The sequence below is a fragment of the Mycoplasma bradburyae genome, from assembly GCF_024339025.1.
GTDB lineage: Bacteria > Bacillota_I > Bacilli_A > Mycoplasmatales > Mycoplasmoidaceae > Mycoplasmoides > Mycoplasmoides bradburyae.
The window spans coordinates 462,310-487,835 of sequence record NZ_CP101415.1 but is presented as its reverse complement, the minus strand read 5'-3'; the positions used below and the strand labels follow the sequence as shown (position 1 = coordinate 487,835).

20 protein-coding genes are annotated in these 25,526 nt (G+C 27.5%); 14 read left to right on the top strand and 6 right to left on the bottom strand.

Annotated features, from left to right (window positions below; all coding sequences use genetic code 4):
• From rpmA to NMG77_RS01980, 8 genes are all read left to right on the top strand, one after another.
• The gene (rpmA, locus tag NMG77_RS02015; protein ID WP_255034294.1) at nt 1-297 is read left to right on the top strand and encodes a 50S ribosomal protein L27; all 297 of its coding nucleotides are present in this window, start codon (nt 1-3) and stop codon (nt 295-297) included.
• A gap of 69 nt (nt 298-366) precedes the next feature.
• Nucleotides 367-1,272, top strand: coding sequence for a deoxyribonuclease IV (locus NMG77_RS02010; RefSeq protein WP_255045583.1), 906 nt, complete (start codon nt 367-369; stop codon nt 1,270-1,272).
• Nucleotides 1,265-1,747 carry a transcriptional repressor gene (locus NMG77_RS02005; RefSeq protein WP_255045582.1) on the top strand — a complete coding sequence of 161 codons (483 nt, stop codon included), beginning with the start codon at nt 1,265-1,267 and terminating at the stop codon, nt 1,745-1,747. Before NMG77_RS02010 ends, NMG77_RS02005 begins: the two co-directional genes overlap by 8 nt.
• Entirely contained in the window at nt 1,731-2,564 is an 834-nt protein-coding gene (locus NMG77_RS02000) for a DUF3196 family protein (RefSeq protein WP_255046065.1), read from the top strand. The genes NMG77_RS02005 and NMG77_RS02000 overlap by 17 nt, the downstream gene beginning before the upstream one ends.
• A gap of 56 nt (nt 2,565-2,620) precedes the next feature.
• Nucleotides 2,621-3,952: a trigger factor gene (gene tig, locus NMG77_RS01995; protein ID WP_255034290.1), complete on the top strand. Its 1,332-nt coding sequence runs from the start codon at nt 2,621-2,623 to the stop codon at nt 3,950-3,952.
• 100 nt (nt 3,953-4,052) lie between these two features.
• Entirely contained in the window at nt 4,053-6,494 is a 2,442-nt protein-coding gene (lon, locus tag NMG77_RS01990; protein ID WP_255034289.1) for an endopeptidase La, read from the top strand.
• Between the two features lie 57 nt (nt 6,495-6,551).
• On the top strand, nt 6,552-8,501 hold the full coding sequence (locus NMG77_RS01985) for an ABC transporter permease (protein ID WP_255046064.1): 1,950 nt from the start codon (nt 6,552-6,554) through the stop codon (nt 8,499-8,501).
• Nucleotides 8,494-9,444: an ABC transporter ATP-binding protein gene (locus NMG77_RS01980; RefSeq protein WP_255046063.1), complete on the top strand. Its 951-nt coding sequence runs from the start codon at nt 8,494-8,496 to the stop codon at nt 9,442-9,444. The genes NMG77_RS01985 and NMG77_RS01980 overlap by 8 nt, the downstream gene beginning before the upstream one ends.
• On the opposite strand, the gene NMG77_RS01975 is transcribed toward NMG77_RS01980, so the two are convergent.
• The 5 genes from NMG77_RS01975 to NMG77_RS01955 are packed head-to-tail and all read right to left on the bottom strand — an operon-like array spanning nt 9,437 to nt 14,793.
• Nucleotides 9,437-10,273 carry a TIGR00282 family metallophosphoesterase gene (locus NMG77_RS01975; RefSeq protein WP_255046062.1) on the bottom strand — a complete coding sequence of 279 codons (837 nt, stop codon included), beginning with the start codon at nt 10,271-10,273 and terminating at the stop codon, nt 9,437-9,439. The genes NMG77_RS01980 and NMG77_RS01975 overlap by 8 nt on opposite strands.
• Nucleotides 10,274-10,279: 6 nt before the next feature.
• Nucleotides 10,280-10,840: a 5-formyltetrahydrofolate cyclo-ligase gene (locus tag NMG77_RS01970; protein ID WP_255046061.1), complete on the bottom strand. Its 561-nt coding sequence runs from the start codon at nt 10,838-10,840 to the stop codon at nt 10,280-10,282.
• Nucleotides 10,827-13,085, bottom strand: a complete 2,259-nt coding sequence (locus NMG77_RS01965; RefSeq protein ID WP_255046060.1) for an ATP-dependent helicase — start codon at nt 13,083-13,085, stop codon at nt 10,827-10,829. Before NMG77_RS01965 ends, NMG77_RS01970 begins: the two co-directional genes overlap by 14 nt.
• Before the next feature lie 2 nt (nt 13,086-13,087).
• Complete coding sequence (locus tag NMG77_RS01960) at nt 13,088-13,810, bottom strand: RDD family protein (protein ID WP_255035031.1); 723 nt, start codon at nt 13,808-13,810, stop codon at nt 13,088-13,090.
• Nucleotides 13,810-14,793 carry a glycosyltransferase family 2 protein gene (locus NMG77_RS01955; RefSeq protein ID WP_255035030.1) on the bottom strand — a complete coding sequence of 328 codons (984 nt, stop codon included), beginning with the start codon at nt 14,791-14,793 and terminating at the stop codon, nt 13,810-13,812. The genes NMG77_RS01960 and NMG77_RS01955 overlap by 1 nt, the downstream gene beginning before the upstream one ends.
• Before the next feature lie 205 nt (nt 14,794-14,998).
• Between NMG77_RS01955 and NMG77_RS01950 the strand changes: the two genes are divergently transcribed.
• The 4 genes from NMG77_RS01950 to nrdE all read left to right on the top strand — a co-directional run bounded on the left by NMG77_RS01950 (nt 14,999) and on the right by nrdE (nt 20,999).
• The gene (locus tag NMG77_RS01950; RefSeq protein WP_408954339.1) at nt 14,999-16,759 is read left to right on the top strand and encodes an MPN337 family protein; all 1,761 of its coding nucleotides are present in this window, start codon (nt 14,999-15,001) and stop codon (nt 16,757-16,759) included.
• A gap of 527 nt (nt 16,760-17,286) precedes the next feature.
• On the top strand, nt 17,287-18,306 hold the full coding sequence (gene nrdF / locus NMG77_RS01945) for a class 1b ribonucleoside-diphosphate reductase subunit beta (protein ID WP_255035028.1): 1,020 nt from the start codon (nt 17,287-17,289) through the stop codon (nt 18,304-18,306).
• A gap of 3 nt (nt 18,307-18,309) precedes the next feature.
• Entirely contained in the window at nt 18,310-18,765 is a 456-nt protein-coding gene (gene nrdI / locus NMG77_RS01940; protein ID WP_255035027.1) for a class Ib ribonucleoside-diphosphate reductase assembly flavoprotein NrdI, read from the top strand.
• Between the two features lie 65 nt (nt 18,766-18,830).
• Complete coding sequence (nrdE, locus tag NMG77_RS01935; protein ID WP_255046058.1) at nt 18,831-20,999, top strand: class 1b ribonucleoside-diphosphate reductase subunit alpha; 2,169 nt, start codon at nt 18,831-18,833, stop codon at nt 20,997-20,999.
• Between the two features lie 222 nt (nt 21,000-21,221).
• Here nrdE and NMG77_RS01930 read toward each other — a convergent pair whose 3' ends face one another.
• Nucleotides 21,222-22,382, bottom strand: coding sequence for a hypothetical protein (locus NMG77_RS01930; RefSeq protein WP_255035025.1), 1,161 nt, complete (start codon nt 22,380-22,382; stop codon nt 21,222-21,224).
• A 66-nt stretch (nt 22,383-22,448) separates the two neighbouring features.
• On the opposite strand from NMG77_RS01930, the gene NMG77_RS01925 reads away from it, so the two are divergent.
• Nucleotides 22,449-23,198 (top strand): GntR family transcriptional regulator, encoded by a 750-nt coding sequence (locus tag NMG77_RS01925; protein WP_255046057.1) that lies wholly within the window; start codon nt 22,449-22,451, stop codon nt 23,196-23,198.
• Between the two features lie 177 nt (nt 23,199-23,375).
• Nucleotides 23,376-25,334, top strand: coding sequence for an MPN338 family protein (locus tag NMG77_RS01920; protein WP_255035023.1), 1,959 nt, complete (start codon nt 23,376-23,378; stop codon nt 25,332-25,334).
• Nucleotides 25,335-25,526: the final 192 nt, after the last annotated feature.

The window sequence follows — 25,526 nt, the reverse complement described above, 5'->3', positions numbered from 1 at the left end:
ATGAAAAAAATCTGATTTCACTTAGACCTTCAATTTTTTGCTTCTAAAAAAGGTGTGGGTTCAACTAAAAACGGACGTGATTCAAACCCTAAATTTTTAGGTGCTAAAATCGCTGATGGTCAACAAGCTAAAACTGGTCAAATTATTTACCGTCAAAGAGGTAATAAAATCTGACCTGGTAAAAATGTTGGTCAAGGTAAAGATGATACGCTATTCGCATTAGCTAACGGTGTTGTTCGTTACACTAAATTTATGGGTAACAGAACTAAAGTTAGCGTTGTTGTTGAAAGCAAGTAATTTTTAAAATAAAACAAATTAAAATTAAACCAATAGGCGATAAAACCTATATGGTTTTTTTATTTATATATGAAAACAGAAAAATTAAAGTATTTAGGTTGCTTTGTTGGAGCTAAAAGACCTGATTTTATGCTTGAAATGGTAAAAACAGTTGTTGATTATAATGCAACTACTTTTATGTTTTATAGCGGTCCGCCACAAAGTTTTAAACGAGTACCCACTACTGAATTCAAACTAGATTTAGCTAAAGAATACTTAAAAAACAACAATTTAGGCGATTTAGATGATAACTATGTTGTACACGCTCCTTATTTAATTAATTTAGCGAATGGCGATGAAGTTAAACGAAAAAGAAGTTTTGAGTTTTTTGTCAGCGAATTGCATAGAACATATGAACTAGGTGCTAAGTATTTTGTTCTACACCCAGGTTCAGCTTTAAATGTTGATAACAAAACTCAAGCATTAGATCATTTAGTAAATGAATTAAATAAAGCGATCGCGCAAACAACCAAAACAATTATTTGTCTAGAAACAATGGCAGATAAAGGTCAACAAATTTGTTCAAAATTTGAAGATCTTAAGTATGTTATCGATAGAATTGATGACAAATCAAGAATCGGTGTTTGCTTTGATACTTGTCACGTTCATGATGCTGGTTATGATCTATCTGATACTCAAGGAATTATCGACCAATTTGATCAAGTAATCGGCTTAGAATACTTACATGTGATCCATTTAAATGATTCTAAAAACCCTAAGGGTTCTAAAAAAGATCGCCATGCTAATATTGGTTATGGTCTTATTGGATTTGATAACTTAATCAACTTCATTTATCATGAAAAAATTAAGGATAAAGTGATTATTCTAGAAACGCCTTGAATCGATGATCCAATTAAGGGTGAGATCCCTTTATATAAAGAAGAGATCCAAATGATTAATGATAAAAAATTTATTAAAGGACTAGTAAATGACTAAAGCTAATCAAATTCAGCATTATCTAAAAATCCTTAATAAAAACGAATATCGAATCACCAAGCCTAGAAGACTGATTCTAGAATGTTTATTAGATGATTCTAATTATCATTCGATTGAAGATATTGTAGAACATATTGCTAAAAAAACCAAAACAAGACCTAATATCTCATCAATCTATAATGTTTTACAAACATTCATTCAACTTAATATTGTTGATTCATTCCTTAACACTTCGCATGATTTAAAACGTTATTACACTATCAAACACGAAGTTCATGAACATATTTATTTCATTAATAATCAATCAAGAAACAAAAAAAACCTAAATACTTTAGTGATACCTGATTCTATCAATCAACAATTAAAAGAATACTTTGATAAGATCGGTATAACTAACTTGCAATATTACATTGTAGTGTCAGGTGAAGCTAAAGAAAAAATCAAACCACACAAAAACGATGAACACAAAGAATAATCAACAACAAACATTTAACAGCATTGATCAGATCATACAAGCTATTAAATCTAATCCTGATAATGATAATGAACAGATTAGGTTTTATCTTTCATTATTAGAATTAATCAACCAGGATCTTGAAAAAAAGCTTTATAAAAAAGCTTTAGCAAGTATTCAAGAAGAGCTTGATACTGATTATTTACCTTTAGATTTAATTGATTATTTCAATCAAGCTTTATTGATTACTAAAAGAAAGATGTATGAAGATGAGTTTGATTGACTTGAAAAGCTTGATAAAAAAGAGTTGATTAATAAAACAATAATCAATTTTCCAGATAACCTTTGATATTTCGATTATTTAGCTACTAAAGAAAAAAATTATTGAAATTTTGATGATTTTGAATTTTTTCGACATATCTTTATTACCAAGACATATGATAATAGTTCAAAATTGTTAGCAGCGCAATTACTTCAAAATATTGAAGCTTTCAATAATATCAAGTTTAATGTTTATAACAATAAACTTAAACAAACTTATGAAGTCTGTTTAACTAAGAATGATATCTGGGCAATTGGTACACAAGATTATTTCAATGAAATCTTAGATAAAGTTGAAGATAGTTTCTATAAAGATCCTTCAAAAGAACAATTAGCAAGTGAGATTACAAATACAATTATGCAGACATATTATCCTAGTTATCCTGATCTAGCTAAAGCTAAAGAATTAGCTAGTGGGATTATTAGATATGTAAATAACTGTTTTGAAAATAAAACCCCAAATGACAAGATCGATTCAGTTGTTTATGATGTCATTCTAAGTTGTATTAATGAATAAAATTTTATTATTGTAAAATAGTACGAGTAAAATAATGTTTGTAATTCAAAATAGTCATGTTTAAAATTCGCGAAAAAAACAATGTTGATCATAAAGTAAAATACATCCTGGATGTTGATCAAAAAACTTGAACAGACGCATATCAAAAAAAGCTTAATGCGGCTGTTAAAAATGTAAAAATTCAAGGTTTTAGAAAAGGTCATGTACCTTTTAATGAAGCTGTTAAATACATTAACCATGCTAACGTATATGATCGTGCGATCAATAGTTTAACTCAACCAATCTACACAGAATTAGTTAAACAAGAAAAATTAACTGAATCTGAAGAAGTGCTAGAAGAACGTCCAGATGTTGAAGTTATTGAACTTGATGATCAAAAATTAACTTTAAGTTATGCTTTTGAAACTGTTCCGACAGTAAAACTTGGGGATTATTCATCAATTAGTGGTTTTGTTGAAACTAAACCAGTTGATGATGAAGAATTACAAAAAGAACTTGTAAGAATCTTTAAATCAGCTAGTAAATTAGTTGATAAAGCTGCAGGTTCTACTTTAGAAAAAGGTGATATTGCCTTCTTAGATTTTTCTGGTGAAATCGATGGTAAAGCTTTTGAAGGTGGTAAAGCTAAGAACTATGAATTAGAAATTGGTTCTAATTCATTTATCCCTGGTTTTGAAGATCAAATGGTTGGAATGAAAGTTGAGGAAAAACGTAACCTAGATTTAACATTCCCTAAAGATTATCACGAAAAAACATATGCTGGTAAACCAGTATTATTCAAAGTTAAGTTAAACGCAATTAAAGAAGTTCAATTGCCAGAAATGACTGTTGAAAAGCTTAATGAAATAATGAGAACTTCATACAAATCTCTTGACGAAGCTAAACAAGATATTAAGCAAAGAATTGAGATTAATAAAAATGAACGCATTAGTCAAATGAACACAATGTTATTAAACCAATTTGCAGTTGACAAATGTGAATTCTCACACATTCCAAAAACTTTAATTGATCGTGAAGTACAACTTCTATACCGTCAATTCGAAAATCAAATGGCACAAATTAAGATGTCTGTAGATGATGCTCTTAAGATTCAAAACAAAACTAAAGAACAACTTTACAACAACTTAACTGAACAAGCTACTAAAGCAATTAAACTAGTTTTAGTTCTTGAAGAAATTGCTTCTGTTGAAAAAGTAGAAGCTACTGAAGAAGATGTTCAAAAAGAAATTGAACAACAAATCAAGACAATGACTAATAATCAAGAGCTACAAAAAGATCAATTAGAAGCTCTTAAAGGTTATTTATCAGGTCAAAAAGAACTTTTTGAATCAATGATTATCAATAAGAAAACAGTTGATTTAATCATTCAAAAAAACCTAAAAAAATAAAGAACATCCTAAATTAGCACTTAAATAATAAGAGTGCTAATTATCGTGCTATAATATTATTCATATAGTTTTGTTTGAAAGGAAAAAACACAATAAATTCATGGCAGCAACAAAATCATCACAAAAAGCACATTTAATTATTTCTAGAAAAATGGTTGTATTCCCTTATAACCAATATGTTTTAAATATTGGTAGGGCACGATCTTTAGAAGTTATTAAAAAGCTAAGAGAAAGTATCAGAGAAGACCAAGCTAAACGTAAGACACAATCTTCTAAACAAGAATGTGAGAAAATTTTAGTTGTTGTTCAAAAAAATGACACAATCGATAAACCAACGATTAATGACATTTACAAATACGGAACATTGTGTGAAATTACCAAAATCAAAGAACTAATTGACAGTGATACTGGTGAAATTGCTTACGAATTAACTGTTAGAGGTGTTGAAAGAATTAAAATTAGCACAACTGGACTTAAGAATGTTCAGTTAGAAGAATATACTGATCCAATTGGTTATTCAGTATGTAAAACTGTTTCATCAATCAAGCCTAAAGATTTATGTGATCTAATTCTAAAAGAAGGATTACTAGAAGATTCTGATGAATTAAAAAATATTTCTAAAGGTGATTTAGAAGTTAATGATTGAGATTTAATCTCAATGAATTTAGTTGCTAACGCAAACAATAAAATTGGATTTAATTTCTTATCAGAACACAACCAACAATCATTCTTAGAACTTGATGATGTTAAAGATCGTTTTGAATTGTATTTCAAACTTTGAAAAAAAGCTCAAAGTAATCTTAAAAATTCAGAACGTAACGAAGAAGTAAAACAAGTTGAAAAAATGATTGAGCTGAAAATGAAAAAACAGCTTACTAAACAACAAAATGAATACTATCTTCGTGAAAAATTAAAAACAATTAAAGAAGAATTGGGTGATATCACAAATCGCGAAGATGATATCGACAATATCAGAGCTAAAGTTAAAGAAAATCCTTACCCAAAACATATTAAGGAACGTATTTTAACTGAAATTGATCGCTACGAATCAACTGCTCCAATGTCTCAAGAAGGTAATGTAATCAAATCTTATTTAGATTGATTAATCAACTTACCTTGATGGCAAGTTAAAGAAAATAATTTTGAAATTAACAAAGTAACTAAAACTTTAGATGATAACCACTACGGTCTTGCTAAAGTTAAAGAAAAGATTGTTGAATACTTAGCTTTAGCAATGCGTTCTAAAAACGCTAAAGGTCCGATTATGTGTTTAGTTGGTCCTCCAGGAGTTGGTAAGTCATCATTAGTTAAATCAATTGCTGAAGCGCTTAATAAAGAGTTCGTAAAAATCTCTTTAGGTGGTGTTCATGATGAATCTGAAATCCGTGGTCATAGAAGAACTTATGTAGGTTCTATGCCTGGTAGAATCATCAAAGGAATGAAAAAAGCTGGTGTGACTAATCCGTTATTCTTATTAGATGAAATTGATAAGATGGGTCGATCAACAAACCATGGTGATCCGACAGCAGCATTGCTAGAAGTATTAGATCCAGAGTTAAACAACAAATTCAATGATAACTACATTGAAGAAGATTACGATCTATCTAATGTAATGTTTGTAGCGACTGCAAACTATGTAGAAGGTATCCCTGAAGCTTTATATGACAGAATGGAGATTATTGAATTAACTTCATATACTGAAAACGAAAAGCTATCAATCACTAAAAACTACCTAATTCCAAGAGCGCTTAAAGAAGCAGAATTAACTCCTGAAGAATTAAGTTTCACTGATGAAGGAATTATGCACGTTATCAAGCACTTTACTAAAGAAGCTGGTGTAAGAAGTCTTGAACGTGTTATCAAACAAATCGTTCGTAAGTTCTTAGTTGCTGCTTTAAGAGATAAGAAACTTAAAACGCAAACAATTGGTGTAGAAGAAGTTAAACACTACCTTAAAAAAGAAATCTTTGACTATACTCAAAAAGATGAAGTTACAATTCCTGGGATTGTAAATGGTATGGCTTATACACAATACGGTGGTGATTTATTACCGATTGAAGTAAGTATCGCTCAAGGTGGTAAAGGTAATGTTGTGATTACTGGTAACCTTAAAGAAACAATGAAAGAATCAGTTAATGTTGCTTTAGGTTATGTTAAAGCTAATGCTACTGAATTTGGTATTGATCATGAAATATTCCAAAAAGTAGATCTTCATGTACACGTTCCAAGTGGTGGTATTCCAAAAGATGGACCAAGTGCTGGTACAGCATTAACAACAGCTATTATCTCAGCATTTACTAATAAAAAAGTAAGTCCATCAGTAGCAATGACTGGTGAAATTACTTTAAGAGGTAAAGTTCTTCCTATTGGTGGTGTTAAAGAGAAAACTATTTCAGCGCACCGTGGTGGAGTTAGAAAGATTTTCTTACCAGAAAAAAATGAACGTTACTTAGATGAAGTTCCTAAGGAAATCTTAAAAGATCTTGAAATCATCCCTGTTAAGCAATACACAGAGATATACAAAAATCTATTTAGTAAATAATTAAATAATAAAATAAACTTGGCATTAAAAAGCCAAGTTTTTTATTAACTTAAACAAATGAAACAACAAAAACAATTTTTAGTCTATTTCGCATTTTTATTAAAACAAATTGTTAAAAAACCGTTTATTTGAGCTACGATATTAGCTTATTTTTTAATGGTTTTAGTAATCCTTTTAGTTTTTCCGCTGTACCAAAAAACATCGCCAGCACAATATTGAAATAACCCAGTTATCCAAATATCAACATTTTTAATCCCAGTAGCTTCAATTTTCGGGATTATGGTCTCGATGTTTTTATTTAAAGATGGTGTAGCAGATGGCACTGAATTGATTATTATCTCCAAGCCAGTCTCGCGGAGAGTTTATGTAATAGCGAAATTTCTAGTTTTGTTTATCACTTGTTTAGTATTTAGCTTTTTAATAAGTTGTAGTGCGATTATTGCTAAAATCAATCCACAATTTAAACTTCAAAATATGAAGGACTTAATGCTAGGATTGTTTATTGGCAACTTTATTAATTCATTATTCTTTGGTTCGATTTCAATCATAGTTTCGTTTGGATTATCTAAAAACAGTACGATTGTTATTGTTTTTTTAGCCACATTCTTAATTAATTTTCAAACACCATTATCTAACCTTTTCTTTGAATCACCTGCTAGAGTTTTATCAAGCTCTAAACATAGCTTATTAGATCGTTCTTTTTTAACCAAACAATTAGATAAAAATGGTAATCCAACTGGTAAAAACGTTGTTTTTGAACCGAATCCATCAAAAAAAGCTGATAAAGATAATATAAAAAAGATTTATCAAGAAGCTGAAGCTAAAACTTTTTATAATCAATCTTTTTATATCAATATTGGTAACGCATTGAATTCAATTTACAACTTGAATAGTTTATCTTATGAAAAGAATGCTAATGTTAATTTCTTATCATCAAATACTAAAATAGTATTCGATGAACTATTCAATCAAAACGAGTTCTATAATATTAGTTTATTCACACAAATGCCTGACGAAAAGGGGTTATTAAAATTAGAAGAATACAAATTATTTTTAACAACTCCTTTACCAACACAATCAGCTACTTCATTTTTAAGAATTATCAACCCACCAAGTTTTAGTTATCTTGAAGATGACAATCAAAACTACAAAACTGAAACAGCAGAATTTGATTTATATAAGAAGTATGATAATAATGATGATTTATTAACTAAAGCTTATCAAACTTTTTATAAAAATGTTTTTACATCAACTAAGAATAGTCAGCAACGCTCAATTTTATCACTGCTTAGAGAATTAGCTACTAAATATCTTGGTGAAATAACTGAATTAAGAAAACTAAAACCAGAACAATTAATTGCTAAACTATCACCTAATTTGGTGATCTTTAATGATTTATTAAGATCACCAAATTTAATGTATGATTTTATTGCAGAAATAGAAAAAACAGACAACCTTACAAATAAGCAAAAAGCACAAAAAGTCTATAGAGATCGAACAAATTTATTTTATTCGTTATCTGAAGCTAACAATATAACTAATATTAAAAAATTTAGCAAATACACTCAAGCAATAATTGATAATGATCAATTATTTAACAATATTCCAGGGGTTGATCATAATGCTAATATTAATCAAAACTTACCTGATTTTATTAGATTATTTTTGAATAACTTCGTATCAGATCTAAAAATACCAGAGATTAGTCTAAATGATATTAAGTTATTATTCTATAACCAACTATTTATTAATTATGTTTCGTTATATATCGGTCAAGTAATTAATACTTCATCGATTAGAGAACAAATCGAAGGTAAAGATAAAAAACAACCTTATTTTGTTAATTTATATCCTAACGCAATAAGAAAAGATCAATTAGCTAATACTTATGAAATTAGAAAAGAACCTATTGTTAATCCTTGAGTTATTGTTATTATATTAGCATCAGTATCAGTTGCTCTATTAGGCATTTCATCAGTTTTATATTATTCAAAAGACTATGCATAATCAAAAGATTTTAGAAGTTATTAACCTAACTAAAAAATTTAAACGCAATCAAGATCCAGTTATTAATTGTATTAATTTTTCTGTTAAAAAGAATCAATACCATGTTTTTATTGGAGCTAACGGGGCAGGTAAAACTACGACAATAAAAACAATAATTGGAGCGTTTAAAAAAACTAGTGGAACAATTCTTATTAATGGTATTGATAGCGAAGTTCCTGATGCTAGAAAATGTATTGGTTATGTTCCTGAAGTATCAAGATTTTCAAATAATTTAAATACTTTTGAATACTTAGTTTGAATGGGTAGATTATCTGGATTAACTAAAGAACAAGCTCAACATAAGGTAACTAAAAAACTAGAAGAATTTAATATGATTAGATTAGCTAAAGCTAATCCAAATAAATTTTCTTCTGGTCAAAAGAAAAAGATTATTTTGATTCAGTCATTATTAAGTGATCCAGAATTATTAATTCTAGATGAACCGACTGCTAATCTAGACCCTAAAGCAAGAATTGAATTTATGGATTTTACCAAACAACTTCAAGAAAAAAATCAGACTTCAATTTTTATCTCTTCACATGTTTTAACTGAGGTTGATCAGTATGCTAATAGCATCACAATCCTTGATGGGGGAAAAGTTATTTTTAGTGGTGACCTTAATGAGATTAATCAGATTGATGCTAAGTATAAAAAATACGTAATTAAATTAACTGATATTAATAATGCTAAGAAGTTATTTAGTGAAGCAAAAATCAATTGGATTTTTAATAAAAATAAAAATGAGTTTTATCTTTATCTAGAAGATAAAAAGATAACAAACTCATTATTACATGATTTAATTGTTGATAAGAATACAATATTAGCATTCTATGAACATAAGTTCTCGATTAACGAGATTTATGAGCAATATATAAAAATTGGTTCAGTGCAAACTGCTAAATAGTTGAAAAATCTTCTTTTAAATAATTTTCAACATCGTCTTCTAAAATTTGAATCCTTTTAGTTGATATACCTTTATTAGTACGATCATCAAATTCCATTAAAATCGCATTTAATTGCGCACCTAATTTAGATACTTCTAAATTAAATCTTTGGTCTGGATAAAAGAATTTTGTTAATACGTTTTGCGCTTTTGCGCCGATAATACTTCCAAACCCAGGACCACACATTCCCACATCGGTAACATAAATCATACCTTTAGGAGTTAGTCTTAAATCTGCTGTTGGCACATGTGTATGAGTTCCTAAGATTGCTGATACTTGACCGTCAAAATAAACAGCTAAAGCATTTTTTTCGCTTGTTGTTTCAGCATGAAAATCAACAATATGAAGATCTTCATTGGTATTTTTAACTAAATCTTTAAGTACATAAAAAGGATTAGTAAGTTTAAAGTTTAATTTCACGCCCTCACCTAGCATATTAGTAACTCTAATCTTTTTATTTTTATATTTAATAACACTTGTTCCCAAGCCGTCATTTCAATATTGAAAACTCTTATCTAAATTAAGTGGTCTAATGATATTTTGTTTATTTCTTAAAATATCTAAAATTTCTTTCTTAGCTCAAGTATGATTTCCCATTGTAAAGAAATCAATTCCATAACTCATTAATTCAACATAATGTTGTTTTGATAAACCCTTACCGTGTGTGCAGTTTTCAGCGTTAGCAATAACTAAATCAACATTGTGTTCAACTCTTAAATTGCAAAGATGTTTTTTTATAATATTTCGACCATTTACGCCAAAAATATCACCAAGAAATAGAATTTTCATATGTATTTATAAGTTATTAATATTAAAGATATAGTCAATTTTTACATCATATTGATGTGTATCAAATTGATCGTTAAGCATAAAGTCATATGCAACACAAACTTTATAACCTTTATATTTTAAATTATTAAAAAATCTATCATAGCACCCTTTACCATGACCCAGTCTGATTTTTCTGGAATTATAACCTACTAAAGGGATAATAAATAAATCTAGATTATTATCAAGTTTATTTATAGAATTTATAGGTTGTTTGATTTTATATTTAAGATCAAAACTAAAATCTAATGACTCAATCTGGTAAAAATCAATTGTATTATCATCATTAACTCTAGGTAAAAAAACCTGATAATTATCATCAATTAATTTTTGAATTAATTGAATTGTATCAAACTCATAAATCAAACTACTATAAAGACCGATCTTTTTAAAGTTGTTGGATTTAATATATTCAAAAACTATTTTTGTTAATGATTCATCAATAATTTTCTTATCGTTTGTTTTAGCAAACGCAATTGCTTGATCAATTAATTCTTTACGAATTAATTGATTTTTATTCTTTGACATAGCTAATTAACTTGTGATCTTTAAGCAATTCTTTGCTACCAGATTTTTTATCTTTAAAAGTTACTTTAATTGTTGAATCACCAATTAAACGAACGATTCCTTCACCATAAACTTTATGGTAAATAATCTCACCGACAAAATAGTTATGTTTTATTTCAGTGGTTGAGTTTCAAGCATTTAGATTTGAACTATCTTTTTTAGAATTGTACCAACCATCTTCATCAGTTAGAAAGTCGTTACGATGAATGATGTTGTTAGCTTTATTTTGAATATCTAATACTTCTTTACCGATTTCATATAAAAATCTTGAAGGCATTGATTCATTTCTTGAGCGATTATCATAATCTTCATTTGAGCATAATCAAAGGTTTTCTTTAGCTCTAGTGTATGCTACATAAGCAATTCTTCTTTCTTCAGCAATTTTTTTATTGCTATTAGTAGATGATATTGCTCTAGCACTTGGTAGAATGTTTTCATTCATATTAATAATAAAAACATTCTTGAATTCTAAACCTTTAGCACTGTGAATCGTCATTAATTTTAAAGCGTTTTTTTCTTTTTGATTAGTCCCTGTTTGGATATCGCTTTCAAGCGCTAGATTTTGGATAAAGTCATCAATAGTTAGAATTGTTCCAAAATCATTTTCGTATTCATTTTGATATTTTTCTAAGAAATCAACGAATTCATTGACACTAAAGATCTTGGTAGATTCATTTAAATAATTATAATAATCGGTTACTTCAATAATTTCTTTAAGGATTTCTAAAGGAGTTTTATCTTCTTTTTTGCTTCTTAAAGTTTCAATCAATGCTTTAAATTTCAAAGCATTATTTTTAACACTTGGCTTTAATTCACTTTCATCTAAATAATCAAGCGATTGAAAATATGTTACGTTTTTTTTGTTTGCTAGTTCTTTGATAATAGCAACACTACTTTCACCAATCATTCTTTTAGGGGTATTAATAATTCGATCAAAAGCAACATTATCATTTGTATCGACTAATTTAAGATAAGCAACTAAATCTTTAATTTCTTTTCTTAAAAAGAATTTGTATCCGCCATAAATTTCATAAGGAATACGATTCTCTTTAATTAGTCTTTCAAGAGATAACGAACTAAAGTTCGTTCGATATAAAATCGCAAAATCGCCATAAGAATATCTTTTAGTTGAAATCATTTTTTTGATTTCATCGATTACAAAACGGTTTTGATATTCACTATTAGCAAAATTAATTCAGATCGGTTTGTTACCTAGATCAGTCAGATCGTGCGATATTAATGATTTGAAATAACGACTATTATTTTTTTTAATTGCTTCATTAGCTAAATTTAAAATACTTTGTTTAGATCGATAGTTCTTAGTTAAATATTTAATAGCTAAATTACTAAAATCGTTTTGAATTGAATCACCAATCTCACTACTAGCACCTCTTCAACCATAAATAGATTGATCAGGATCGCCTACGAATAAGAAATTATCATTTTCTTCTCTTAATAATTTAATGATGTTGTATTGAATTTCATTAGTATCTTGAAATTCATCTACTAAAATACAATCAAAACGTTTTTGCCATTTTTTCAAAACATAACGATTGTTTTGAAAAAGGTTATAAGTAATATTTAATAAATCATTAAAATCAATTGAATTAAGCTCAACTAATGCTTGTTGGTAATCTTCATAAAATTCGTTATAACAATTAATTAGATTGTTGGGAATCTTATGATCTTCACCTAATTTATTAAAATCAGAACTTAAAAATTCAGGAATATTTAAGTTATATATTTTAGCTTCATTAATCAAAGCTAAAATATTACTTTTCTTAAAGTCTATATAGGTATCGCGATAACTATCATACTTAGGTGATTTATAGATTTCATTAATCACACTTCCTTGATCAACTTCATCGAGAATATTGAATTTGTTGTCTAAGTTATCAATATGATCAACTTCTTCACGAATGATTTGTGCACACAGTCCGTGAAAAGTTCTAAAAGATACATCTACTTTAGGTTTTTGTAATAAAAGTTCTAGTCGGTGTTGCATCTGTTTAGCAGCTTTATTCGTGAAAGTGATTGCTAATAATCGGTATTCTGGAATATTGTAATGATCAATCAAATAAGCTATTCTTGATGTTAAAACATTTGTTTTACCTGTTCCAGCGCCTGCTACAACAAAGATTGGAATTAACTCACTAGTGACAACATCATATTGTTGTTTGTTTAGTCTTTGTAGATAATCTTTCATATTTAAATCTCACTTATATCAATATTTCCAGGTAGATTAATTTCAATCTTATCAGATTGTTTAGGTTTTTTTTCTTCTTGTTTATATAGATCTATCTTAGTAGATAGATCGATCATAACTAGGTTAGCAACTCTGTCGTGTAATGCTAGTTTTCTAGAACGCATTATTACTGATATCAAAATAACTAATAATAAGATTGCATAAACTGAATATAATCCCTTAAAAAAGCTAACAAAGATAATGATATTAACCGGTTGATCTAAGATATTTTTTTTAAGGAATAAATTGATAATTTCTTTTTGTTGATTGTTAGTAAAACTAAATAAAGAAGCGCCCATAACAATCATAATAACAACTAAAAACAAATAGATTAAGATATTATGCAAAAATAAGTGAATTACGTATTTTTTAATCTCATTTCTTTCAATCAACTGAATCTTAAACACCAATCTAAAAAGCGTTTTACCTTTAGTTAATCTAGGAATTAAAATAAAATAAAGACTAAAAAAAATAAAAGTAGTTATTCCTACTAAAATTACGAATAATCCAATCGGATAATTAGTTCAATATTGATCAAACAAAAAGTTAATTAGGTAATTAATACCAAAACTAATACCGCTAATGAATATTAAATCAAATAAAGCTGCAAAAATTCTTTTAGTTGCACTAGCTAGATAATATTGCTCATTAATCTTTTTGTCTTCGTTATAAAATATAACGTTCATTATTTATCAGCATCAAACTTAGTTTGAATTCAAGCTAATTTAGGTTTGAACTTCAAGAAGTAATTTCTTCAATGTTCGTTTTGAATCTCATTAATAAACTTGTTTTTTTCGTATTTAGGAAAGAAGCGTAATAACATTTCATTACTTATTTTAATAGCATTGCGTTTATCACGATCTGAAAAGTTTGAATGTAATACTAAAGAAACAAAATGATACATAGACATTAAGATCGCAATGAATTCTAATTCATATTGGTACTTATCAGTTCATTTATTGTATTCTTTAAGTTGGGAAAACTGGTTGATTTGGAATAATACGTCATAGATGTTATTACCAAGACTAATTTCTTTTCTTCGCTTAGCTAAGATCTTTTTATAAACTGCACATTTATTAGTCTTGCCATAAACTTTCAAAATAAACAACCCTGGTTGGTAGTGAGTAACATTAAATTTAAGTTTATTATCAACTAATAATTTAGTTCTAAACAATTTATCATAAAAGTTTAATGAACCCTTAATGATTAGATCGATATGTAACTTATCATATATTAACAAGTTAGCGTCCTTGTTATCAGCCATATCTTTTTTCTGATCATAGAAAGCTGGTTCATCGATTAAAAAGTTAAGCACACCAACATCATCATCGAGTTTTTCTAACTGTGCTGTTAATTCATCTAAAATACTAGGTTTAAAATTAATCAATTGGTTAGTTAATAAACTAAACTCACCACTAGCTACTCTAACTCCTAGATTATAAGCTTCGCTCATTCCTAATGATTGCGAAACATTAACGATTTGATAGTTTAAATCGTTATATTTGCTTAGTTCTGTTTGTCAAATTTTTATCACATTTTCATTAACATCATCATTAATAAAAATCAGTTCATGATCTTTTAGATTATTGATGTTAAATAAAGAATTTAAAGAAGTCTTTAAATTCATAACTTCTTGGCTTAAATAGTAGATAATTGATATTTTTGACATAATTCTATTTATTATATAACATAATAAAACTTGTTCTTTAACTCATTTTAAATAAAATAAATATTTATAATATTTTTGTTAAATTTATGGATTTAATAAAGAAGAATAAAGATAAAAACAGTTTTAATCTCGATATTAAAAATATCGTTAATTTCAATATTCAAAAAATTAACAAAAGCTTTTTAGATTCAAACTTGTTTAATGCATCATCACAAAAATCTCAAAAAATAACTATAAGTTATTAAAAGCTAACAACGAAGAATTTTTTGATGTGCAGTCTTTACTTAATGAAGAATCTATTGGTGATATCATTAATTTTTCATTAAAGAAAATTAATAGTATTATCGGAACAAACAACCTTAACCATTTTGATGTTATTCGTCACGATGAATACGGTGAGGCTTTTTATGTTAATATCACTAATATTAATAATGATTTTGAAATTGAAGCTAACCAATCTCAAGACTTAAGATTTGTTTTTGAACTTTATGTTAAGGATTATTCTTATTTAAATCAGTATTGTGATAAGATTCAAATCAATCTGATGTTTGATGAAATCAACAAAATTATTTCGGGTAATTTCGTATTTTTCAAACAAGCTATTGAAGTTAATTTTGAAGATTTTATTAAAAATGTTTATCGGAATTATTTCATAAAAAATTTCATTAAAGAACATTTTATGGAAAATTCTCTAAGAAGTCAGGTTCGCTTATTTGAAGACTTAAGTATTAATAAGCAAGATGATTCAATTTATCTGTCTTCAAAGTTTAAAAATCAATTTGTATCAACGATTAAATCATTAGATGAAAATAATGATTTAGGAGTTGATTACGAAGAATTCTTTTATGCGATTAATATCTTAAATATGATCATTCTAATGATCTATGAAGATCTTAAAGCGTTTTTTCAATCGAATAAGCCGATTAGTTTTCTTGATTTCATTCAAAGAAAAACTAATCTAAGTAATGTAAAAACTAACGCTCATGCAGAATTAGATTTTTTAAATCTTTTTAATTATGTTAATAGTAAATATTTCTTTAACCATGAATTAGATTTGCAACAAGAAGATGTTGATAATCTAGAAGATGCGTTAGATTTAATTAATGAGTTTTATGATCTTTATCAATTTGAAGAAAAATCCTTATCTGATCAGATATTAAATTTTGAATTATCTTTATCAGATAAAAAACTTGATAAGTATGAAACGATTGTTTTACTTTTAATGTATCCTGAAATCTTTGGGCTGGATAATAAAAACTATATTAATACGAAGTTTGATCAACTTTTATCATCAGTTAGTAATTTCAAAATTTCAGATCAAGTTGATTATCAAAAAAAACATGATTTAGTTTTGTGTGAGTTAAACCAAAACTATGAATGTTTCATTAATCAAAACAAGGACTTTTTAATAATTAAAAGTTATTTTGAAAATCTTAACTTATTTGAAATTTATAACTGAGCTTTAATTTATGAAAACTTATATGAAGCAAAGTATTTAAGTATTTCTAATAAGTTTTACAAACTAAAAAATACGCAACCTCAAATAATGCGTGAGTTATTAAACGAACTTAATCAACTTAAATATTACACAATCAAACAAATCTATGGTCTTGGTAATATTGAAGTTGTTATTAATAAATTGCTTAAATACAACGACTTTAACGATACAATTAATCAGTTTATTAAAACGATTAATCGTGACGATCAGATGTATGGTAAATCCAAAGAACGAAAATATTTATTATTAGGGATTATTACCGCATTCTTATTCGGTTTAATGGATTTCTTAACAACAATCTTCTCGATATTACCTGTAACTCAAGAAAATGTTGAAGTGTCAATTAAAAACATTCCGAGTTTAATAGTGATTGGAGCTGGTTCATTATTAGCAACAATATTATTAATTATCTTAACAATCAGTTTTTTTAAAAGACATTCATCGCGATCTAATAAAACCGGTCATTAAGTTTATTAAAGATTATTTTTATGTAATTAAAACAACTCTTAAACCTAGGAGTTGTTTTTTATTATTTTGATAACTAAAAATCCTTTAAAACACAAGGTTTTATAAGTTTATAATGCTAATTTTTTTAACTTATTTATAAGTTAGTTATTTTATTAAAAAATAAACCTAATAAGCAAGCAAAAATAACAAAAACACGGTAAATTTAAATGTTTTTTTAATTTTTTTAAGCAATTAAAATTGATATTTATAACATATTATTTTTATTTGAGTAAAATAAAAAATTTTTAAAAAATAAAAATCATTACAAAACTTAATAAAATAAAAGGATTTTATTAAGATAAATTTTTGTAAGAAAATTTTTTTATTTTCATTGTGGTTTTTTCTCTTATAATTATTTCCCCTAGACTAAATTAGCAACAATAATCTAAGAACATGTAATCAAAACTTTTATTTTTATAAAAAATAACGCTATGCCTTTTTAGTCTAAACTTATCTTTAATTCAATATTGCGAAAGGAACTATTTTATATGTCGAATAACAATAAATACTATGATGAATCATTTAGCCCGCTTGGATATGTTGCGAATGGACAAAAAGGTGTTATGCGTTCTATTAACTGAAATGTTATTAACGATCCAAAAGATCTAGAAGTTTGAACGAGAGTAACGCAAAATTTTTGATTACCAGAAAAAATTCCTGTATCTAATGACCTTAAGTCTTGAAATGAAATGACACCGGAATGAAAACAACTTTTAACAAGAACATTCACAGGTTTAACGCTTTTAGATACGATTCAGTGTACTTTAGGTGATATTGCTCAGATACCTAACTCATTAACAGACCACGAACAATTTATTTATGCAAATTTCTCATTTATGGTTGGAGTCCATGCTCGTAGTTATGGGACAATCTTCTCGACACTAAATACAAGTGATGAAATTGAAGAAGCTCATGAATGAGTAATTAATAATGAAAAATTACAAGCTCGCGCAAAATTCTTAGTACCTTATTACACTTCAAGTGATCCATTAAAATCTAAGATTGCGGCAGCACTTATGCCTGGATTTTTATTATATGGTGGATTTTATTTACCGTTTTATTTAGCAGCTAGAGCTAAGTTACCAAACACAAGTGATATTATTAGATTAATCTTAAGAGATAAAGTAATTCATAATTACTACTCAGGGTATAAATACCGTAAAAAAGTAGAAAAACTACCAAAAGAAAAACAAGAAGAATACAAACAATTCGTATTTGATACTTTGTACAAACTAATTGAATTAGAAAAAGATTTCTTAAGAGAACTTTACGATGGTTTTGGGTTAGCAGACGAAGCGATTGCGTTTAGTTTATACAACGCTGGTAAATTCTTGCAAAACTGTGGTTATGAATCTCCATTTACTCCAGAAGAAACTAAGATTGCTCCCGAAGTATTTGCTCAACTATCAGCTCGTGCTGATGAAAACCATGATTTCTTCAGTGGTAATGGTAGCTCATATATTATGGGTGTAACTGAAGAAACAGAAGATGATGATTGGGAGTTTTAATCAATGCAAGATAATCAAAAGCTTAATGTTCCTAAAAGAAAACCTTTAGGAAGTATCAATGTAGTTTATTTTTCAAGCGTAACCGAAAATACTAAGAAATTTTGTGATAAATTAGGTTATCCTGCAACTAGAATTCCAATCGATTTAAACGAAGATATCGAAGTTGATTTTGACTATGTCTTAATCTGTCCAACATATGCTGGCGGATTAGATGATTTCAAAGGTGCTGTACCTAAACAAGTTATTAAATTCTTAAATAAAGAAAAAAACCGTAATCACTGTGTTGGTGTAATTGCTAGTGGTAATACTAATTTTGGTGAAACATATGGACTTGCTGGTCACGTTTTAAGAACAAAATTAGATGTACCTTTATTACATATTTTTGAACTAATCGGAACTAAATATGACGAAGATTTAGTTCGTGAACGAATTCAAAAATTGTGACAATGAGAAGAATAAATTTATACTAATATACCAATATTTATAGAAAGATAAATATTGCAACTTAAGGAAGAGAAATAAAAATGAGTAACAACTTTAAAGAAGCTGATCAATATCTTGCTTATAATGCAATGAGTAAGCTTGACGAAGGTAAAAATTCTACTAAAAACGATGCTAAAGCTGTGGAAATCTATATGGATGTTCACGTAAAACCTAGAACAAAGCAGTTTAATAGCATTAAAGAACGAATGGAATATTTAATTAACAACAACTTTTATGAAAGAGAAGTTGTTGAAAATGTTTCTGAATCTCAATTAATCGAACTTTATGAGTTAATTAAAGAATTTGATCACAAATTCCCATCATTTATGGGGGCATTTAAGTTTTACAATGCTTATTGTTTGAAGACTAATGATGGTAAAGAATTTTTAGAAACTTATAGCGATCGTTGTTTGATGAATGCCTTGTTTTTAGGTGGTAAAAACTTTGAAAGCGTTAAGAATATCCTAATCGAAATCCTATCAGGACGATTCCAACCTGCAACGCCAACATTTTTAAATGCCGGTAAAAAACAAAGGGGTGAATATGTTTCTTGTTATCTTTTAAGAGTTGAAGATAATATGGAATCAATCGGTCGCGCAATAACTACTTCATTGCAACTTTCTAAACGTGGTGGCGGTGTTGCTTTATGTTTAACTAACTTAAGAGAATTCGGTGCTCCAATTAAAAATATTGAAGGGCAAGCTTCTGGAGTAATTCCAGTTATGAAGATTCTTGAAGACTCATTTTCTTATGCTAACCAATTAGGACAACGTCCTGGAGTTGGTGCTGCTTATTTACACGCGCATCATCCAGATGTTATGGTTTTCTTGGATTCTAAAAGAGAAAATGCTGACGAAAAAATTCGTATTAAATCTTTAGCGCTAGGTTTAGTTGTTCCTGACATTACTTTTGAATTAGCTAAAAATAACGATCAAATGGCATTATTCTCGCCATATGATGTTCAAAAAGAATATGGTATTCCATTATCAGATATCAAAGTAACTGAAGAATATCATAATATGGTTAATAACCCGAGAATCAAGAAAACATATATATCTGCTAGAAAATTCTTCCAAACTGTTGCTGAATTACATTTCGAATCAGGTTATCCTTACTTATTATTCGATGATACAGTAAACAATCGCAACCCGAACGCTGGTCGTATTGTGATGTCTAATCTTTGCTCTGAGATCGTACAAAGTTCATCATCAACTGAATATAATATCGATTTATCAATTAAAAAACTAGGTCAAGATATCTCGTGTAATTTAGGTTCTGTTAATATTGATAAAATGATGCGTTCTGGTGATCGATTTGAAGAATCGATCTACTATGCAATTAAATCATTAGATCATGTTTCAAGAACTGCTAATTTAGATGCTGCTCCTTCAATTAAAAATGGTAATACTAATAACCACGCACTAGGACTTGGAGCAATGAATTTACATGGTTTCTTAGCAACCCACCAAATTTATTACAATTCACCAGAAGCACTAGAATTTACCGATTTCTTCTTCTACACTTTGGCATATTATGCATTTAAAGCTTCTAATCGTATAGCAACTGAAACTAAACAAACATATGCTAATTTCTCTTCTTCTAAATATGCTGATGGATCATATTTTAAAAAATATACAGAATGCGATCCTAATACATATGTAATTAAAAACTCTAGAATTAAAGAAATCTTTGATGGTTATAAAATTAAAGTTCCTACTCAACAAGATTGAAGAGATCTTGTAGAACAAATTAAAAAAACAGGATTGGCTAATTCGCACTTACTAGCAGTAGCTCCTACTGGAAGTATTTCTTATTTATCTTCTTGTACTCCTTCATTACAACCTGTTGTAGCACCAGTTGAAGTTCGTAAAGAAGGTAAAATTGGTCGTATTTATTCATTAGCATACCAATTAGATGAAACTAACTATAAATACTACAAAGATGGGGCGTATGAATTAGGACCTAATCCTTATATTGATATCTGCGCTCAAGCACAGAAACATGTTGATCAAGCAATTTCATTAACATTATTTATGAATGATACTGCCACAACAAGAGATTTAAATAAAGCTTATATTCGCGCTTATAAATCTAAGTGTTCATCAATCTATTATGTAAGAGTTCGTCAAAACGTTCTAGAAGATTCTGAAAACTTAGACTGAGCTAAAGATCAAGCTGGCGTTATGGAATGTGAAGTTTGTAAGATCTAATAATAATTAAATCATACTTTTAAACACAACTCAAATGGGTTGTGTTTTTTTATTTTTATGCATAAAACACTATCTATTTTTAGTTAGTTCTTTTATATAAAAATGTTATTTTTTTCGATGATTTATAAAATTTTTAAGATTTATTGCATATCTTAAAATTCATAAAAAACAAATAAAAATCACCTAATTTAAATGGTTTAGATTAGGTGATTAATCAGGTTTCTATGATTCTTTTTTATTTTCTGAAGAGGTTGATTCATCAGTTGAATTTAATTCTTTAGTTTTTTCTTTATTTGAATTATTTTCATCTGTATCTTTTTGCTTATCGAGATTTTTTACCCAGCCGCTGATTTTATCTTCTTGATTACATCTTTGATCACCAATTAAGCTAATTAAATATTTTAATAAGCGTTTTTCAAACTTAGCATCATACTCAAAGATATCATTAGATATTCCCACATCGATATTTGATAATTCAATCTCACCATAAATATATTGATTATTTAAATGATTAATATCACCAAACAATAATTCAGGACGATATCTTTCGTAATAACTAATACCTTTGATTAGTTTATTATTGTTATAAAGATACAAACCAGCTCTTTTAAAATCAGGATCTTTTAAAATCCCGACATAACCATTAACATAGATATTTTTGTCGTTTCATTCGATAATTTTATCGACAATAAGACGGTTTTTACCGTTTTTTAAAGTAGCTAAAACAGGTTTTTTAGTCTTGGCTAGTGGTTTAGCTTTATCAAATGAATTGATCTTAGCAGGGTTGCTACCAGCTAAATCGTAAAACTCTTCGTTTTTCTTATGTAAGATAAAGATTTCCAACTTATTAGTATTAATAAACTTTTGATAAATTAGTTTTAAACGATTAGCAATTACCTTAGATTCATCTAATTCGTATGATTTTTTCAGCTTCTTTATTCTTACTAAAGTTCCATTTGAAAACTTCGTTCGATAATAATACTCACCGCGTTCGGTTTGTTTTAAATCATTAAATTCAAGTTGGTTATCTTTCTTCTTTAAAGTAAAGTAATAACCAACTTCTTCAGAAGCATTTTGATTGATGAATTCAAAACTGTCACCTAATTTGATTAATGATCTAAAATAGGCATGATATTGATCGTTTTCGCCTTGGTAAAAATTACTTAAACTCTTGATTTCATCAAAACTAAATCCATTCGTATTATCAAATATTAATAGTTGATTATCATCTTGATCGCAAATGATAAAAAATACTAATGGACTATTCTTTTTATCAAAATTTAAATGGTTAATTAGTGCTGGATCTATAATGTTGCAAAACACGTAACCACTATCATAATGGATCTGCTCTGCTAATTTAATTCATTGTAACTGATGATTCATAAGCTTAAAAAAATTTTAAATTATTTTATAATCAACCCCGAATAAAATCAATAATTTTGTATATAAATGCATAATACGGTATTACTATATATATACTTAAAGATTCAATCAGGTCAATGATTACCAGGTAAAAGAATCCCTTCAGAACGACAATTATCAATTAAATTTGGTATTTCTAGAAACTTAATTAGAAGAGTGTTCTCCATTCTTTGTAATTACAATGTTCTAGATAATAACTCTAAACCTGGATATTTCGTTCATAAAGATTATAAAACAGGATTCTTTATTAATTTCTTAGATTTCGATAAAGTTGAAAGTTATGACTATAACGAACTTTATCGAACTCCTTATACTTCATTTGACATCAATATGTTTAAGGAGTTATCTGATAAAGAAGATTTCTTATCTTCTTCTTTCTCAAAAAACGATCAAGTAATTTATTTTGGTAAAGATAAAGAAATTTTATATATTAATCAAGTTTTATTGAATCGTAAATTGTTAGTTTATCATAATTCAAACTCGATGTCATTTAAAGACTTTACGATGTTTGCTGATAACGGTCAACCAGTAGTTAAACATAAACAAATAACAATGATCTGTAATGATACTGGACCAATTAAAGAGTTTTTAAAACCAAATAATGAAAACTTTCCTTGTTTAGTTACTTATTCAGTTTATTTCAATATAGAGAACGAGATCTTAGCAATATCTAAGATCTTCCACTTAAGACCTGATTCTAGAATTAACAGTATTGATGTTAAGTTAGAATACAATGATTACCAATCTACTTTAGAATCTAGAAGAAGTAAAAAATAATTAGTTATTAGATATTTTTAAAACAAAGCAATTCAAGCAAAAGAAAAGGCATAAATTAAGGGTAGTTATGTCTTTTTTTATTGCATTCTCACCTCATCAACCTTAATAATTTTTTCGTCAGATTTCCATCAATCTAGTTAAGATATATTTTTATAAAAATATATAATTAAAAAGATTATGAATTCTATTAACAAAGAATTAGAAAAATTAAGTATTAGTACAACTTATCCATTTTATATTGACAACGTTAATATAAAGTTTTTTAACAGTTTACAACAGCACCCTAATAAATATTTTGTTAATAAAATCTTACCGAAGATTAAGAGTCAATTAGATCAAGAAGAACTAGATAAACTAAAAGAACTAGATGACTTAACAAGAAAAGATCGGATTAAATTAATGCTAAATTTAGCATTAAAAAAGATCGTTTCTAAAACCGGTTCAGCTGATTATGATTTTTTTAAAATCATTAACTATGATCAATTCCACGAACCGCTTTATATTTCTGAAAAAGAAACTGCAATCAACGAACTAGTTCATGGTAATTTTCATGAACGAAGATATAACTATTACATTGATGTAAATAAGAATAGTTACTTATACCAATATGCTCATAGAATCAACCTTTGATTCTATCTTAATGAAGAGAACAAGATCTTATCTGGTTCATTTAGTTTTGAACTTGTTAATCTTGATGATCAGATGCTAGACAGTGATGCTATCTATGAAAAGATTTATCTGGTTTCATTAGTTAAATATTTTATTTACAAGCAACTTTATCCATTATCACTAAACAATCTTATTGACATTATCGATAATGATGATTTCTTATCAAATTTTGATAAGAAAAATACCAAAGAACACCAAAATAATCTTAATAAGAACATTTATAAAAAATCTTTAAGTTATGAAGTGTTAAAAAGTAACTGGGATAATTTGATAACTGAAAAATTCTTAAAACACAAGGATTATGATCAAAATAAGATTAATCAATTAAAAGATGATCTTTTTTACGCGGTTATGAACTTAACAATGATTAACCTAGCTTTGTATCAAGAATTGAAATCTTATTTTAATTCTGAAAACCCAGAGTTAATCTTAAGCATCTTAAAAAACCCAACCCAGATCAAGAGCGACCCAGACCAAAGACCGTTTAATGACTTTATTGAATTATCAAGATATCTTAAACAAGAATACCTTAAGAAAAATTCTAATAAGATTGAATGGAATAAGATTGATGACTTCAATGATCTGATTGACGAAGTAAGCAAACAACAAGCAGCTCAGGACTATGAAGCATTCAACACTTCAATTAACTTTTTAGAATTAAAAGTTAAAAATGAAGACACTTTCATTTCGTCAAGCGATCTCTTGATGAAGAATCCCAATCTGTTTTTAATTTATTCTTTAATTATTAACCCCCACCGTTTTGGTTTGAATTCCAACACAACCCAGATCATTTCATATAATGATCTGATGAAGAATTTAAAGAATACGCACATCTCAGATGGTTCTAGGAATAAGATCATTTATGATATTAATCAATCTGAGGTTGAAATCAACAAGAGTTATATTAGTTTTATTAATTCTTCAAGTGATTTTATTGTGATTAAAAAACACGAACAACCTTTAATTGATCTGTATATTTGAGCAATTATTTATTCTGAAAGCCGTAAGTGAATTCACCACGATATTGAATATGACTTTAATAACAATCGGATAGCTAAAAATTCTAATTTTTATCGCCAAAAGATTGAATCTCTTGAAAATCTAAAATTTGACTGGTATGATGATTTTTACGGAATTCCTTCAATAAAAACTATAGTTAAAAAAATCGACCAAGTATCTAACATTAAATCGTCAATTGATATTTTAGTATCAACTATTAAACAAAAAGATGCTTTGTTAAAAAAGGATTTCGAAAGAAAAACAATGGTAATTGCTTATGTTGTAGCATTATTCATTGGATTTATTAATTTCTTCGGAATGATCTTCACAATATTAGCAGTAACCAAACCTGAAGATGGTTTGAATACAACGAATATTATTGTAATCTCAATAGCTTCACTATTAATTACTTCTCTAATAATAATTATTAGTTTCTTCTTATTTAGATTGTCGAAGAATAAGAAATAACTGTAAATTTCACTAATATAAAAAATGCAAGAAGTTAAATTTTTCTTGCATTTTTTTATTGTTATTTTTGTGTTTATACACACTGAAATTTGTTAATTAAACCTAAAACAAAAATTATATTTAACAAATTTATTTAAACAAAACTCAATTAACTAATTTGAATTATAGAGATAGTATAAGAGTTTAATAAAA